This window comes from Catenulispora sp. MAP12-49 (genome assembly GCF_041262705.1).
Lineage (GTDB): Bacteria > Actinomycetota > Actinomycetes > Streptomycetales > Catenulisporaceae > Catenulispora.
Genome location: NZ_JBGCCP010000031.1, coordinates 1 through 15,136, shown reverse-complemented (window position 1 = coordinate 15,136; position 15,136 = coordinate 1). Strand labels below are relative to the sequence as shown.

The window sequence follows — 15,136 nt, the reverse complement described above, 5'->3', positions numbered from 1 at the left end:
GCTGTCGGCGCTCGTGATCACCGCTCTGGGACGATGAGGACCGGACACTGCGCGTGGTGCAGGATCGCAAAGGTCGGCGCGCCCAGCCGCACGCCTTTGCCGTCCCAGTGCCGGCGGGCGCCGATGATCAGCAGGTCGGCGTGCCCGCTGGCCTCGACCAGGCTCCGGGCCGCCGAGCCGCCCTCGACCACGACCTCGACGGCGACATCGGGGTGCTCGCGCCGCAACGGCTCCAGCACGGTGTCCACGCGCCCACTGCGGTCGCGGACGAGCGCCGCGAGGTGGTCACGCGTGTAGTCGCCGTAGGGGTCGGGGTAGAAGGCGCCCTGGTCCGCCCAGGCATGGAGAACGACGAGGTCCGCGGCGCGCATGGCCGCCTCGTCGAAGGCGAAGCCGAGCGGGACCCGGCCCCCGGTGTCGTCGTCGACGTCGATGCCGACCAGCACCCGGTTCACCTCGCGTGGGGTCCCGCGCGCGATGGCCACCGGGCAGGAGGCGCGTGTCACGGTGCGCAGTGCGACCGAGCCGAGCAGCATTCCGGCGAAACCACCGCGGCCCCGGTTGCCGAGTACCAGCAGCGTCGCGTCACGGGCCAGGGACGCGAGCTTCGGTGCGGGCGGGCCGTTCGACGCATAGGTCCTGATCTGCATCCCCGGGTACGCGGCACGTACCTGCTTCAAGGCACCTGCCAGCGGCTCGACGGCCGCGTCGAGCACAGTCTGCTCTGGAACCTCGCCCCCGGGCGTGGCCGCCGCGGCCGGAGGAAGCCGATGATAGACATGCGCGATCCACAGGGGCGCAGACCGCAGTCCCGCCTCGCGTGCTGCCAACTCCAGCGCCTCGTGGCTCTGCTCCAGTTCGTCGATACCGACGACGACGGGAGAAATCATGGTGTCCTCCCTCTCGACCTGGAATATCCGTTTCCAGCTTCGGCTGTCCGAAGCGATCGTCACAGGGTCGAAGGTCCCGGCCGGCTGCCGGCCGTGGTGCTGACACCGGACAAGCCGCCGACGATCCGCAGCTTTTTCCACTGTTGGACGAACGTATCGACCAGGTCGCCCGCCAAGCCGTCAAAGGCGGCGTCGGCGGGCGACCACCGGACTTCGACCCGGTGCTCTACCGGCAACGCGACGTCGTCGAGCACTGCTTCAACCGGTCAAACAATGGCGCGGCCTGGTCACCCGGTACGCCGAACGCGCCACCGTCCACCGCGGCGGGCTCGTCCTCATCTCCCTTGACCAAAGCCGGAAATAGGGTCTTTGGACCCTGTCGGCGGCGCGAAACGGGGCTATTGTGAAAGTGAACCTGCAGGGCGAGCGAGGGAGCCTGTCGGCGAAGCCGGTCTCGGAATTTTCATCTTCGAGGTGGCGCTGTCGGCCAGGCTGAGAGGCTGAAAGGCTGTTGCGGCCGGACAGCGACCTCCACTACGTGTCGGGCAATGCCGACACGGAGCCCACCTTGCAGGTTCCCGCATGTGTCGCGTGGCCAGTCTGGAGTCACTTTCGTCTCGCCGGATCCGCCATTCCCAGACGATTCCACGCAGCCGCGATTCCATCCGCTCAGGATCCACGAAGTTCTTGACGATGCGGTATCTGCTGCCATCCCGTAGTTCCCCATCATGTGCCGTCGCACTGCACCGCCGGTGCCTGGGGGCCGATCAGGTGAATCCGCAGCGGTGGTCCACGCTTGTGTGCGCGTGGCCGGCCCCGCCCAAGGTTTCGCCCCCCGCCGCGCAGGTGTACCACCCCAGACGCCAGAGACGGACCGTTCCGGACGAGAGAGTGCCAAATCGTGCAAGGCGTTGTGAAGTGGTTCAACAGCGAAAAGGGCTTCGGCTTCATCACTCCGGAGAGGGGCGGGCCGGACGTCTTCGTCCACTTCTCCGCGATCGAAGGCCATGGTGTCCGGAACCTGACGGAGAACCAGTTGGTCGAATTCGACATCGGGCAAGGCAACCGGGGCCCGCAGGCGGAGAACGTCCGCGAAATCGGTCAGGGATCCCGGGCCGGCGGTCCCGGGCGCCGGATGCGGTAGGACCAAGCCGGCCGCACACGACGCGCCATGGGCACGGTACCGGCAGCGAGGAAGGATCACGACGATGATGCGTGCCGCGGTCGTCCCCAAGCTGGGCGACAGATTGGTGATCAGCGAGCTGCCGGTTCCCGAGCCGGGACCGGGCCAGGTTCTCATCAGGATGCTGGCGTCGGGGCTGTGCCACACCGACATCCACGCCGCTCGCGGGGACTGGCCCGTCAAGCCGAAACCGCCGTTCATCCCCGGCCACGAGGGCGTGGGCATCGTCGAGCGCACCGGTCCGGGTGCCTGCCTGCACCAGGTCGGCGACCGGGTCGCCATGGCCTGGCTCGGGTCGGCCTGTGGCCACTGCCGGTACTGTGTGAGCGGCTGGGAGAACTTGTGCGAGGCGCAGCAGAACAACGGCTACTCGGTGGACGGCGCCTGGGCGGAGTACGCGGTGGCCGCGGACAGTCATGTCGTGGCCGTTCCGGACGGCGTGTCCTCGTTCGACGCGGCGCCCCTGACCTGCGCCGGCGTCACGTCCTTCAAGGCGGTGAAGGTCTCCCGGCTCCAGCCTGGACAGACCGCGGCGGTCTTCGGCATCGGCGGTCTGGGACACCTCGCGCTGCAGTACGCGCGCACGTTCGGCGCCCGGGTGATCGCCGTCGACGTCGAGGACGCCAAGCTGGACCTGGCGCGCGAGTTGGGTGCCGATCACGTGGTGAACGCGCGGACCACCGATCCGGTCGAGGCGGTCGGCCGCCTGGGCGGGGCGGATGTCGCGATCGTGCTGGCCGCCTCGCCGCGAGTCTTCGAACAGGCCTTCTCCTCGCTGCTCCGTGGCGGGCGCCTGGTCTGTGTCGCGCTGCCCGCCGACGACGCGATGACGATCTCGATCTTCGACCTGGTGCTCGGCGGCAAGTCCGTCATCGGTTCGATCGTCGGCACCCGCCAGGACCTCGCCGACGTGTTCGCGCTGCACGCGGCCGGCCGGACCAGGGTCATCGCCGAGGAACGCGACCTGCACAAGGTGAACAGGTGCATTGACGAGGTGCTGGCAGGCGAGGTTCCCGCCCGGCTGGTCTTCACCTTCTGAGAACCGCCGGCCAGGCACGACCGCCACGGCGTCAGACCGTGGAAGACAGCAGTGAGAGGAAGCCCGGCCTTGACCGAGACGACCAGCACTTCCTTCATCGTGGCCGGCGTCGACGGCTCCGACTCCAGCGCGGACGCCCTGCGCTGGGCCGCCGAACAGGCCCGGCTCACCGGCGCCGGCCTGCACGCGGTCTACGTCTGGGACTTCCCCTCCGCCTACGGGTGGGCCTGGGCCCCGGGCTTCACCGGCGTGGATCTCGAGACGGAATCGCGCAAAGACCTGGACGCGATGATCCACCGGGTCTTCGACGGCGACGCCGACGTACCTCTGGTCGCTCGGGTGGAGCGGGGCAACGCCGCAGAAGTCCTGGTCGATGTCAGCCGCGGTGCTGATCTGCTGGTGGTCGGCAGTCGAGGGCGGGGTGCCTTCGCCGACATGGTCCTGGGCTCGGTGAGCCTGCACTGCGCGCAACACGCCGCATGCCCTGTGGTGATTATTCGTCATCGGAATCACTGAACTGTTTTACCGAGGAGTCATTCTGGTTTGGAAGCCGACGCCGGTGTGAGCCTGTGCGCGGCCGGTGCCCATCGCAGTGAGACAGCTCGCCAAACACGACGCAAACGCCTTGGGCGTGCCTTCACGCGCCCTGTAAACACGCCGCGCTCTACCCTGGTGAATCCGGTGAAGATCACCGGTACCTCTCAGGAGAGCAGACGGGTGGACCACCGCAAGAGAACCGTTCGCGCCGCGGCGCTCGCCCTCGTCCTGGCGGCGGCGGGCCTTGGTGCGTCCGCGTGCTCATCAACGCCCGCCGCGTCGCCCGGCGCCGCATCCTGTTCCGGCTTCGCCTCGCTGATCGCGACCGCGGTCGACGCGAACAACGGCGCCACGGACCAGGGCACCGTGCTCAAGAACGGCCAGGCACTGGCCCAGAGCCTCACCCAGGAAGCGGCCAAGGCGACCGATCCGAAGGCCCGGGCCGCCATGACCGCGTTCGCCGGCGACTACACCTCACTCATCTCGACCATCCGCCAGGCCGATGCCGATGCCGGTGACAAGGCCGCGGCAGCGGCCGTCACCGCCATCGAGGCGAAGATCGCAACGGATTCGGCCACTGTGAAATCTGTCTGCGGGAACTGACACCCTGCTGAGGGCATCACATTGTGCGCTGCGCCAACCCCGCCTGACTCCCGGGAGGGACACATGCCCGCCGCAGCCTTCGTGGCCGCCTCCGTCCTGCCGCACTACGGCCGCAGCGCTCCGGCGACGGGCGTGGTGGTCTTGTTCGGCCTGGCTGCCGGGCTCACTGTGGCCCTGCTCATAGCGCGCCGCCGACGCTGACAGCGCAGAGCGCCGTCGCCGACCCCGGTCAGCGATGGTCTTCGTGCTGGCGCTGGCCGGGCGATTGGCCGAGCAGAAGCCGGTCGCGGTGACCACCGGGACGCTGCGGGCCTCCGGGCTCAACTTCCTGCCGGCGCTGTCGCCGGGGCCGCTGGCCGACGGGATGCACTGACGGGTGACAGATGCACTGATGAGCGGCAGGCCTCAGCCCTCGCGCGGTCCGTAGCACGGCCCGGGCTGGGCGAAGAAGTTTGGACGTACGATCGTCGGCTGGTAGCGGCGCTGCCACACCGGGGTCGCCGAGCCGCTGATCGGCGGGACTATCAGGTCCCAGCAGGCCGCGGTCTCCCGGCCGGCGGCCCGCTCGCGGTCCTCGTGCCGGACGAACTGGCGGGTGGCGAAGTGGTGGTCGATGACGGAGACCCCGGCCTGCTCGTAGGAGTGCACGACCGCGGCCGTGAGCTCGACCAGGGCCCGGTCCTTCCACAGGCTGCGGTCGTTGCCCACGTCCAGGCCCATGTTCTCGGCCACCGTCCTGAGCATGTCGTAGCGGTCGGGGTCGGACAGGTTGCGGGCGCCGATCTCGGCGGCGGTGTACCAGGCGCTGAACGGGGCGGCGGTGTAGTCCAGGCCGCCGATGCGCAGACACTGGTCGCTGATGCTGGGGAAGGCGTGCCAGCGCAGGCCCAGGTCGGCGAACCACGGCAGGTGCGGGTGGGCGATCGGGACCTCGTGGGCGACGTCCTCGGGCAGCTCGAACACCTCCGGTGCCTGCCCCGGCATCTGGATGACCAGCGGGAGCACGTCGAACCGGCCGCCGGCGCCGGTCCAGCCCAGGTGCTGGGCGAAGGCGGTGAAGCCGGCGGACTTCGGGTCGCCGGTGATCTCTCCGTCCGCGCCCCGGTAGCCGGCGTAGCGGACCAGTTGCGGATTGAGGATGCGGATGCCGTCCCGACCGGACTGGCGGGCGGCGAAGACGGTCATCAGCAGCCTGACACGGCCGTCGTCGTAGGCCAGGCGCAGGTGCTCGACCAGGGCGTCGAAGATCTCCTGCGCGGTGGTCAGATGCCGCATGTCGCGCACCGTGAGGGCTTTCCAGTAGAACTTGCCGATACAGCGAGGTGTGTTGCGCCACGCGATGCGTGCGCCCCACCGCAGCTCTTCGGAGCTGTGGACGTAGGTGCCCGTCTCGCGCATCTGCTCGGCGATCTCGCTGGCCCGCTCCGGTGTGCCGCCGAGGTTTTCAGCCCGCAACAGACGCTGGAACTCGATGGCCTCGCCGAGATCGCGGCCGAGCGCGAGCTCGTCCGGCTTCCGATCGATCGCCGCCTCACCGCTCACCTGGATCCGCCTCTCCTGTCGAACAGCGAATAAGAGTTTTGATTAACTCCGTGGCAACAACCTAGCCACCGCGATCGGGACGCGCAGTATGCCCGGCATGCGGATGATGTGAGATATGTGTGGGGGCTCCGGTTCCGGTCGTGAGCGCCGTAAGGGATCTCGCGGCCATAGAATTCAGGCTGGTGAGCCGGGAAGTCTGGTCGGCGCTTTCGTCCGCGTACCCTTCCCGTCTGGATCCCCGCCATGCGATTCGACCTTCGTTCCGAGTGGCGCCGTGAGGCGCTGCGCACCAACCTGTGGCTGGTGCCCGCCTTCGAGGTGGCCGGCGCGGTGCTGCTGTTCGTCCTCACCTATGCCGTGGACCGCGCGGTCTACCGGGGCGCGATCAGGCTGCCGTTCTGGGTGATCAGCGGGACCGCCGACGCCTCCCGGCAGATCCTGACCACCATCGCCGCGGCCGTGATCACCGTGATCGGCGTGGTGTTCTCGGTGATGATCGTGGCGCTGACCCTGGCCTCGACCCAGTTCGGTCCGCGGATGCTGCGCAACTTCATGCGCGACCGCGGGACGCAGTGGACGCTGGGCACATTCGTCGCGACGTTCGTCTACGCGGTGCTCGCGCTGATCGCCATCGGCCCGGGCCCGCACGGCGACTTCGTCCCGCACGTGTCCATCACCAGCACCCTGATCCTGGTGATCGTCGATCTGGCCGTGCTGCTGTACTTCATCCATCACATCGCGGTGCAGATCCAGCTTCCGCAAGTGATCGCCTCCATCGCCGGCGACGTCGCCAAGGCGATCGAGGCCGAGGCCCCGCCGCCGCGCTCCGGCCGTCCCGAGCGCGGCCTGTCCGAGGCGGAGCTGCTCTCTCGCATGGCACAGGAGCCCGGCGAGGTGAAGGCCTCGGCATCCGGCTATCTGCAATACGTGCGCCACTCGACGCTGATCCGCATCGCGACGTCCACCAACTCGGTGATCCACCTGCTGCACCGCCCCGGACACTTCCTGGTCAAGGGCCGCACCCTGGCCGTGGTCTGGCCGCCGGAGGCCGCGCCGGGCGTCGCCAAAGCCCTTCAGCACGCGCACCTGTCGGGTGCCTACCGCAGCCTGTCGCAGGACATCAGCTTCGGCATCGACCAGCTCGTCGAGATCGCGATCCGGGCTCTGTCGCCGGCGGTCAACGACACCTTCACCGCCTTGACCTGTATCGACTGGATCGGTGACAGTCTGCGGGAGATCGCCTTGCTGTGGCGCCCGGAGCAGGTGCACCGGGACGCCCAGGGCTACATCCGGGTGATCACCACCCAGACCACGTTCGACCGGCTCGTACAGCGCTCGTTCGAGAAGATCCGGCAGGCCGCCGCCGGGATGCCGGCGGTGATGATCCGCCAGCTCGACGCGCTCACCGAGATCCTGGAGCAGGCGCCGCTGCGCGAGCAGCGCGGGGTGCTGATGGAGCAGGCCGAGATGATCAGAACCCTGTGCGTGGAGACGGTGGGGGAGAAGGCCGACCGCGAGGACGTGCTGCGCCGGTACGACGTGATCGCCGGGCTTCACGCCTCGCGGGTCGATCGGGACCGGTGATCCTCACTGCCGACTCATTGTCCGCATATGCCCTGCTGGCAATATTTGTCAGGGACTTGCGCCGGGGTTAACGTCCGGGTCAATCGGACATTTCTGGAGGCATCATGGAGGTCGTCGTCCCCGTCGTCGGGTTCCTGTGCTTGGCCACCCTGATCGTGGCGAGCCCGCGGGTCGGTCCCCGTCGCGTGCGACGCCGCGCGAGCATCGTGGCGGCCGGTCTGTGCGAGGTATTCGGCTTCGTGGCGGCGCCGGAGGTGGACCATGTCCTGCGCGGTACGAACGCGCCGCCGTTCCACTACGGCTCGGAACAGCGCTTCGAAGACGTCGTCACCGGCGGGGTCGGCGGTCTCCCGGTCACCTCGGCGACCTACATCTGCCGCTACAACGGTTCGTCGCACCTGTACGGTGTCGTGGCTGTAACGCTGCCCGGGCCGGGGATGCCGGAGCGGATCGAGATCCGGTCCGAGCCCGTCTTCGAGAGCACGTGGGCCATCGACACCCCGCCGCACGACGGCGCAGACGACCTGCCCAGGGCGGATGCCGTCGCCGCCCTGAGGTCCGTCTCGGAACCGCCCAGCCTCAGAGTCGAGGGCCGGCTGCTGCTGATGTGGCGCCGCGACGGCTGGTCCTCGCCGGCTGAGCTCGTCCGGGCGGTGACGGCCGCGTCCGAGGCGGTTGCCCGCATGCGGCTCGTGCGCTGATTGCCGACTCCCCTGCTACGCGTGGGCTGCCGGCCTGCTTCTCAGCGAGGGTTCCTGCTGCGCGAACGAGATTCCGACCTGTGCTGCGAGCATCGCAGCGACCTGACGCGCTTGCAGCGACGGAGCGGTTCCCGGGACCGGGGTCATCATGAACCTGCCGAAGACCGCGCCCCGCGAGCCGGCCCGAAGCTCGATGTCCTGGTCCGGGAAGCCGTGCTCGTCGATGTCCCAGCGAGCGTCGCCCCAGGCCAGTGTGCCGTCGGCTTCGAGCCGCGGCGGGTGGCCCAGAAGCTGTCCGCGCTCGAAGCGGATGTCCCGCAGCCCCAGCAAGGTCACAAGTTCGGCCCGCACGTGCCGGGTGACCTCATGGGGATCGCGGCCCTCGGCGACGAGCCGGACCGTCGAGCGCAACTCGCTGAGGTAGGCGGTGTCGAACACGACCGTGCGCCGGGCGCGCCGGCCGCGTACCGCCAGCTCGCTGACCGCGATACCGACAGCCAGCAGCAGAACCGACGTCGCTATGTCGGTGCCGCGGGTGATGGTGAACCGTTCGTACGGCTTCGTCCAGAAGAAGTCGAACCAGACGGCGGCCGAGACAGCTGCCAGTGCTCCCGCTGCACGGTAGCCGTTCGCGGCGACCGCGACGATGGTGACGACCAGGAGCAGCGCGACGTCGGTGTTGGCCAGGGACGACCGCCACGGCAGCAGTACCGTGGCCATCGCGAGCGGCAGCACGACGGCGGCCAGCATCGCCCACCGGTCGCGGTGCATACGACCGAAGTACCTCATATCTCCTGTGTACCGCGCTCCGTGCTCGGCGGCTGTTTGGATCGCGTGTGCGTTTCGGGGACGGCTACGGTCCCGGGGGCGGCGCGGACTCTGTCCACCGAGGCAGCGTGATCACCATCGTCAGGCCGCCGCCTGGCGTCTCCTCGGGAGTCAGCGAGCCGGACATCGCCTCGACCAGCCCTCGCGACAACGCCAGGCCGAGGCCGACTCCTGTCGTGTTGTCGCGGTCCCCGAGCCGCTGGAAGGGCGTGAAGATCCGCTCGAAATCCTGCGGGGCGACACCCGGGCCGCGATCGATGACCCGCAGTTCGACCGAATCGCCGAGCGCGCTGGCCGTCACCAGCACCCGGCCGTCGGCGCCGCCGTGCTTCAGGGCGTTGGCGATGAGGTTCGCCACGGCGCGCTCCAGCAGCACCGGATCTGCTCGGACGTCGGGCACGCTGTCCAGGCCCCGCGCCTCGACCCGGAGCCGATCGGCGGCCTCCAGACCGTCCATGGCCGCCTCGGTGATGTCTTCGGCGTTCACTGCCTCCGTGTGCAGGTTCAGCGCGCCGGCCTGCAGCCGGCTCATGTCCAGCAGGTTCTCCACCAGGCGAGTGAGCTGGGTCAGCGATTCGTCGGCGCTGTCGAGCAGTTCCGCCCGGTCCTCGGGCGTCCAGTCGACCGAGGTGTTCTTCAGGGACGCGACCGCCAGTTTCGCGGCGGCCAGCGGGGTGCGCAGGTCGTGCGAGACCGCGGCGAGCAGCGCCGTGCGCATCTTGTCGGCTTCGGCCAGCGGCACGGCCTGCGCGGCTTGGGCGGCCAGCCGCGAGCGTTCCAGCGCGACGGCGGTCTGCGCCGCGAACGCGGTCAGGACCCGCTGGTCGGCCGCCGGCAGCGGGCGGCCGGTCAGCGCGAGCACGGTGTCCGATCCCGCACTGACCAGCACGTCGGCCTCGCCCGGAGTGCGGGCCGGCATGGCGCCGGTCGCCGAGGTCGCCGCGACCAGGCGCCAGGCGTCCGGATCGTCCTGTTCGTCGGGGCGCAGCGGAAACGAGGGGTCGACGCGCTCCAGCAGTGCCGCCGAGTCCATGCCGAACGTCTCCCGGAAGCGGCTCAGCATCGCGTTGATCGCCTCGTCCCCGCGCAGGACCGCCACCGCGAGCTCGGACAGCGTCTCGGCCTCGGCCGAGGCGGTCCCGGCGCGTCGTTCCTGCCGCGCGGCGAAGTCCACGACCGAGGCCACGATCAGCGCCACCAGCGCGAACACCACCAGCGCGACGATGTTCTGCGGGTCGTTGATGGTGAGCCGGTAGTAGGGCCGGATGAAGTAGTAGTTCAGCAGCAGCGAGGCGGTCAGGGAGGCGAAGAACGCCGACAGCAGGCCGCCCAGGCGCGCCACCGCGACCACCCCGGCCAGGAAGATCAGCACTTCGTTGACCAGGTTGAGCTGGGTCCGAAGGTTCGCCAGCACCAGTGTCAGCACGATGGGCACGATCAGCCCGGCCACCGGCCCCCACCAGCGCGGCCCGGTCTCCGGCTGCCGCAGCACCCGCTTGATCCAGGCCATCCGGCTCTGCTCGGCGGCCGAGCGCTCGTGGGTGACCATGTGCACGTCGATGTCGCCGGACTGCTGCACCACGGTCTCGCCGATGCCGAAACCGGCCAGGAACCGCTGCACCCGGCCCCTGCTGGAGACGCCGAGCACGAGCTGGGTGGCGTTCTCGGCGCGCGCGAACTGCAGCAGCGCCTCGGGGATGTCGTCGCCGACCACCGAGTGGAACGTCCCGCCGAGGGACTCCACCAGAGCTCGCAGTTCGGCCAGCGACTTCGGCGAGGCCGCCGTGAGCCCGTCGGAACGGGCCACATGTACCGCGAGCAGATCGGAGGCCGGGGCGCCGGACCTCTGGGCGATGCGGGCCGCTCGGCGGATCAGCGTGGAGCCCTCCGGGCCGCCGGTCAGCGCGACCACGATCCGCTCCCGGGTCTCCCAGACCTTGTCGATGCCGTGCTGGTCGCGGTAGCGCTGCAGCGCCTCGTCGACCCGGCCGGCCACCCACAGCAGGGCCAGCTCGCGCAGCGCGCCGAGGTTGCCGGGACGGAAGTAGTTCGACAGCGCGGCGTCGATCTTCTCCGGCTTGTAGATGTTGCCGTGCGCCATCCGGCGCCGCAGCGCTTCAGGGGTCTGGTCCACCAGTTCGATCTGGTCGGCCGCGCGCACCACCTCGTCCGGCACCGTCTCCCGCTGCGGGACCCCGGTGATCCTCTGGACCACGTCGTTCAGCGACTCCAGGTGCTGGATGTTGACCGTGGTGATCACGTCGATGCCTGCGTCCAGCAGCTCCTCGACGTCCTGCCAGCGCTTGGCGTTGCGTGAACCGGGGATGTTCGTGTGTGCGAGCTCGTCGACGATCGCCACCGCCGGCCCCCGCGCCAGCACGGCGTCCACATCCATCTCGGTGAAGGTGGCGCCCCGGTATTCGATCGTTCTGCGGGGGACCACCTCCAGGTCGTCCAGCATGGCCTGGGTGTTCGGCCGGTCATGCGTCTCGACCAGGCCCACCACCACGTCCGCGCCGCGTCCGGCACGCCGCCGTGCCTCGTCGAGCATGTGATAGGTCTTGCCGACCCCCGGGGCCGCGCCCAGGTAGACGCGCAGCCTGCCGCGCCCGCTCATCTCGCCTCCGTCTCGGAACCGATCTTGTCACGGTCCTCCCACGATGCACCTCCGTCAGCCGTTTGGACGGCATGTGCGACGTGAGCAGGGGCGCTTGCATCGTGCTTGCGCCAGGTTGAGAGGGAACCTTTCCGGGATTCACTAGGCACGCCCTTTTCCCTCGCACAAAGGAGCACCTGATGGCCGACGTGATTTTCGTAGGGGTCACGATCGCGTTCTTCGCCCTTCTCGCGCTGATCGTCAAGGGGGTCGAGCGTCTTGAGCGCTGAGAACATCATCGGCCTGATCGTGTCGGTCCTGCTGGTCGGCTACCTGATAGCGGCCCTGATCCTCCCGGAGAAGTTCTGATGTCGGACACCTGGGCCGGCTTGCTCCAAGTCGCCGCCCTGGTCCTCATGCTGGCCGTGTCCTACCGGCCGCTGGGCGACTACATGGCGCACATTCTCACCTCGAAGAAGCACCTTCGGGGCGAGAAGGTCCTGTACAAGGTGATGGGCGTCGACCCGGAGGCGGACCAGACCTGGGGCACGTACCTGCGGTCTGTCCTGGCCCTCTCCGCGGTCGGGGTGCTCCTGCTGTATCTGATCCTGCGGATCCAGGACCACCTGATGCTGGCGCTGGGCATGCCGAAGATGCAGGCCGACCTGGCCTACAACACGGCTGCCTCGTTCGTGACCAATACCAACTGGCAGAACTACTCGGGCGAGAACACGCTGGGCTACGTCGCGCAGATGTCCGGTCTGGCGGTGCAGAACTTCGTGTCGGCCTCGGTCGGCATCGCGGTGGTCGCGACTCTGATCCGCGGCTTCACGCGGAGCCAGACCGACCGGCTGGGCAACTTCTGGGTGGACCTCACCCGGATCGTCATGCGTCTGATGCTGCCGTTCTCCATCGTGTTCGCGGTGATCCTGATCGCGTGCGGCGCCACCCAGGAGCTGTCCAGCCACCTGACCGTGGTGCACACGGTCAACGGCGACCAGAACCTGTACACCGGCGCGACCGGCTCGCAGGAGGCCATCAAGCTCCTGGGTACGAACGGCGGCGGCATCTTCAACGCGAACTCGGCACATCCGTTCGAGAACCCCACGGCGTTCACGAACCTGATCGAGATCTACCTGCTGCTGGTCATCGGCTTCGCGCTGCCGCGCACGTTCGGCAAGATGGTCGGCTCGCACAAGCAGGGCTACACGATCCTGTCGGTGATGGCGATCATCTGGATCGGGTCGCTGGCGTTCTCGACCTTCTTCGAGACCCACCACCACGGTGTCAATCTGGCCACCGGGCATGCGGCGTTGGAGGGCAAGGAGGCCAGGTTCGGCATCCCGGCCTCGACGTTGTTCATGACGTCCACGACGTTGACGTCCACAGGTGCGATCAACTCCTGGCACGACTCGTACACGCCGTTCGGCGGCGGTGCGGCCATGTTCAACATGATGTTGGGCGAGATCGCGCCCGGCGGTACCGGCTCGGGCCTGTACGGCATGCTGATCCTGGCCATCGTCACCGTGTTCATCGCCGGTCTGATGGTGGGCCGCACGCCGGAGTACCTGGGCAAGAAGATCCGCCCGGCGGAGATGAAGTACGCGGCGCTGTACATCCTCACCACCCCGGCCGTGGTACTGATCTTCGCGGGCCTGGCGATCGGGCTCAAGGGCGAGGCGGCGTCGATCAACAGCGGGAACCTGGGTCCGAACGGCCATCCCACGCCGCACGGCTTCAGCGAGGTCCTCTACGCGTTCACGTCCATGGCCAACAACAACGGTTCGGCCTTCGCGGGTCTGTCCGGGAACACCCATTGGTGGAACACCGCCGGTGCGCTGGCCATGCTGTTCGGCCGGTTCCTGCCGATGATCTGGGTTCTGGCGCTGGCGGGGTCGCTGGCCAAGCAGAAGCCGGTCCCGGAGTCCTCCGGGACGCTCAAGACCGCCTCGCCGCTGTTCGCGGGGATGCTGCTGGGCACCGTGCTGCTGGTCGTCGGCCTCACCTACTTCCCGGCCCTGTCGCTCGGGCCGCTCGCTGAAGGACTCCACTGATGTCTGTCTCCACTCATTCCGATACGCCGGAGCAGGCGTCGCAGCCGAAGGCGGGCGCTGAGTCGCACCGCATCGGCGGGGGGTTCCTGGATCCGAAGATGCTCTGGAAGTCGCTTCCGGACGCTTTGAAGAAGCTCGATCCCCGGGTCATGTTCAAGAACCCGGTCATGTTCGTGGTCGAGGCCGGCTCGGTCCTGACCACCTGGCAGGCGATCGCGCATCCGTCGGTGTTCGCCTGGGTGATCACGGTGTGGCTGTGGCTGACCGTGGTGTTCGCCAACCTGGCCGAGGCGGTTGCCGAAGGCCGCGGCAAGGCCCAGGCCGCCACATTGCGCAAGGCCAAGACCACGTCGATCGCCCGCAGGCTCGCTTCTTGGTCGCCCGGCAATGCCGGCGCGGAGTCCGAGGTGCCGGGTACCGAGTTGCAGCTCGGCGACTTCGTGGTGGTCGAGGCCGGGCAGGTCATCCCGGGCGACGGTGACGTCGTCGAGGGTGTGGCCTCGGTGGACGAGTCGGCGATCACCGGTGAGTCGGCCCCGGTCATCCGGGAGTCCGGCGGTGACCGGTCGGCGGTGACCGGCGGGACCAAGGTGCTGTCGGACCGGATCGTCGTGAAGATCACCTCCAAGCCGGGGGAGACCTTCATCGACCGGATGATCAGCCTGGTCGAGGGCGCGAACCGGCAGAAGACGCCGAACGAGATGGCGTTGAACGTCCTGCTCGCGAGCCTCACGATCGTCTTCCTGCTGGCGGTCGTCACTCTGCAGCCGATGGCCACCTGGGCCGGTGCGCCGCAGTCGCTGGTGGTCATGGTCTCGCTGCTGGTGGCGCTGATCCCGACCACGATCGGCGCGCTGCTCTCGGCGATCGGCATCGCCGGCATGGACCGGCTGGTGCAGCGCAACGTGCTGGCGATGTCCGGCCGCGCGGTCGAGGCCGCCGGCGACATCAACACCCTGCTGCTGGACAAGACCGGCACGATCACTCTGGGGAACCGTCAGGCCAGCGAGTTCGTGCCGGTCGCAGGGGTCGAACAGGATGTGCTGGCCGACGCCGCGCAGCTGTCGTCGCTCGCAGACGAGACGCCTGAGGGCCGCTCCATCGTGGTGCTGGCCAAGACCGCGTATGGCCTGCGGGAGCGTCACGAGGGCGAGCTCGCCGGTGCGGAGTTCGTGCCCTTCACCGCGCAGACCCGCATGTCCGGGGTCAACCTGGCTGACGGCCACGAGGTCCGCAAGGGCGCGGGTTCGGCGGTCATGAAGTGGGTCCGCGACAACGGCGGTCACCCCACCGACGAGGTCGGCTCGCTCGTCGACGGCATCTCCGCGGCCGGTGGCACGCCGCTGGTGGTGGCGGAGAAGGCCCCGGACGGTGCTGCTCGAACCCTGGGCGTCATCCACCTGAAGGACGTCGTCAAGGAAGGCATCCGCGAGCGGTTCGCCGAGCTGCGGCAGATGGGCATCAAGACGGTCATGATCACGGGTGACAACCCGCTGACCGCCAAGGCCATCGCCGAGGAGGCCGGGGTCGACGACTTCCTGGCCGAGGCCACGCCCGAGGACAAGATGGCGCTGATCAA

At 68.8% G+C, this 15,136-nt stretch carries 15 protein-coding genes and 1 pseudogene; 11 read left to right on the top strand and 5 right to left on the bottom strand.

Translation table 11 applies throughout. From position 1 onward, the window contains the following. Window positions 1-17: 17 nt before the first annotated feature. Both ABIA35_RS37620 and ABIA35_RS37615 read right to left on the bottom strand, forming a co-directional pair. On the bottom strand, window positions 18-890 hold the full coding sequence (locus tag ABIA35_RS37620; protein WP_370361109.1) for a universal stress protein: 873 nt from the start codon (window positions 888-890) through the stop codon (window positions 18-20). A gap of 59 nt (window positions 891-949) precedes the next feature. Then, window positions 950-1,144 carry a hypothetical protein gene (locus ABIA35_RS37615; protein ID WP_370361108.1) on the bottom strand — a complete coding sequence of 65 codons (195 nt, stop codon included), beginning with the start codon at window positions 1,142-1,144 and terminating at the stop codon, window positions 950-952. A gap of 644 nt (window positions 1,145-1,788) precedes the next feature. Between ABIA35_RS37615 and ABIA35_RS37610 the strand changes: the two genes are divergently transcribed. The 6 genes and pseudogenes from ABIA35_RS37610 to ABIA35_RS37585 all read left to right on the top strand — a co-directional run. Then, window positions 1,789-2,034, top strand: coding sequence for a cold-shock protein (locus tag ABIA35_RS37610; RefSeq protein WP_370361184.1), 246 nt, complete (start codon window positions 1,789-1,791; stop codon window positions 2,032-2,034). Between the two features lie 67 nt (window positions 2,035-2,101). Continuing rightward, window positions 2,102-3,112, top strand: coding sequence for a zinc-dependent alcohol dehydrogenase (locus tag ABIA35_RS37605; RefSeq protein ID WP_370361183.1), 1,011 nt, complete (start codon window positions 2,102-2,104; stop codon window positions 3,110-3,112). Between the two features lie 69 nt (window positions 3,113-3,181). Beyond that, window positions 3,182-3,628 (top strand): universal stress protein, encoded by a 447-nt coding sequence (locus tag ABIA35_RS37600; protein ID WP_370361107.1) that lies wholly within the window; start codon window positions 3,182-3,184, stop codon window positions 3,626-3,628. 27 nt (window positions 3,629-3,655) lie between these two features. Then, entirely contained in the window at window positions 3,656-4,252 is a 597-nt protein-coding gene (locus ABIA35_RS37595) for a hypothetical protein (protein WP_370361106.1), read from the top strand. A 63-nt stretch (window positions 4,253-4,315) separates the two neighbouring features. Continuing rightward, entirely contained in the window at window positions 4,316-4,453 is a 138-nt protein-coding gene (locus ABIA35_RS37590; RefSeq protein WP_370361105.1) for a hypothetical protein, read from the top strand. A gap of 34 nt (window positions 4,454-4,487) precedes the next feature. Continuing rightward, window positions 4,488-4,625, top strand: a pseudogene (locus ABIA35_RS37585) (hypothetical protein); the annotation flags it as partial. 32 nt (window positions 4,626-4,657) lie between these two features. Here the strand turns inward: ABIA35_RS37585 and ABIA35_RS37580 are convergent. Continuing rightward, window positions 4,658-5,794, bottom strand: a complete 1,137-nt coding sequence (locus ABIA35_RS37580; protein ID WP_370361104.1) for a nitric oxide synthase oxygenase — start codon at window positions 5,792-5,794, stop codon at window positions 4,658-4,660. 243 nt (window positions 5,795-6,037) lie between these two features. Here ABIA35_RS37580 and ABIA35_RS37575 point away from each other — a divergent pair, with 243 nt between their 5' ends. Both ABIA35_RS37575 and ABIA35_RS37570 read left to right on the top strand, forming a co-directional pair. Then, on the top strand, window positions 6,038-7,378 hold the full coding sequence (locus ABIA35_RS37575; protein WP_370361103.1) for a DUF2254 domain-containing protein: 1,341 nt from the start codon (window positions 6,038-6,040) through the stop codon (window positions 7,376-7,378). Window positions 7,379-7,482: 104 nt separating this feature from the next. Beyond that, a complete protein-coding gene (locus ABIA35_RS37570; protein ID WP_370361102.1) occupies window positions 7,483-8,079 on the top strand; it encodes a hypothetical protein in 597 nt (198 codons plus the stop codon). A 15-nt stretch (window positions 8,080-8,094) separates the two neighbouring features. Here ABIA35_RS37570 and ABIA35_RS37565 read toward each other — a convergent pair whose 3' ends face one another. Then, window positions 8,095-8,868 carry a DUF4118 domain-containing protein gene (locus ABIA35_RS37565; RefSeq protein WP_370361101.1) on the bottom strand — a complete coding sequence of 258 codons (774 nt, stop codon included), beginning with the start codon at window positions 8,866-8,868 and terminating at the stop codon, window positions 8,095-8,097. Window positions 8,869-8,932: 64 nt separating this feature from the next. Continuing rightward, window positions 8,933-11,524, bottom strand: a complete 2,592-nt coding sequence (locus tag ABIA35_RS37560) for an ATP-binding protein (protein ID WP_370361100.1) — start codon at window positions 11,522-11,524, stop codon at window positions 8,933-8,935. 258 nt (window positions 11,525-11,782) lie between these two features. Between ABIA35_RS37560 and kdpF the strand changes: the two genes are divergently transcribed. From kdpF to kdpB, 3 genes are all read left to right on the top strand, one after another. After that, the gene (kdpF, locus tag ABIA35_RS37555) at window positions 11,783-11,872 is read left to right on the top strand and encodes a K(+)-transporting ATPase subunit F (RefSeq protein ID WP_194899130.1); all 90 of its coding nucleotides are present in this window, start codon (window positions 11,783-11,785) and stop codon (window positions 11,870-11,872) included. Further along, window positions 11,872-13,557: a potassium-transporting ATPase subunit KdpA gene (gene kdpA / locus ABIA35_RS37550; RefSeq protein WP_370361099.1), complete on the top strand. Its 1,686-nt coding sequence runs from the start codon at window positions 11,872-11,874 to the stop codon at window positions 13,555-13,557. Before kdpF ends, kdpA begins: the two co-directional genes overlap by 1 nt. Next, window positions 13,557-15,136 (top strand): potassium-transporting ATPase subunit KdpB (kdpB, locus tag ABIA35_RS37545; protein ID WP_370361098.1); only part of this gene is annotated, 1,580 nt, incomplete at its 3' end. The genes kdpA and kdpB, both read left to right, overlap by 1 nt.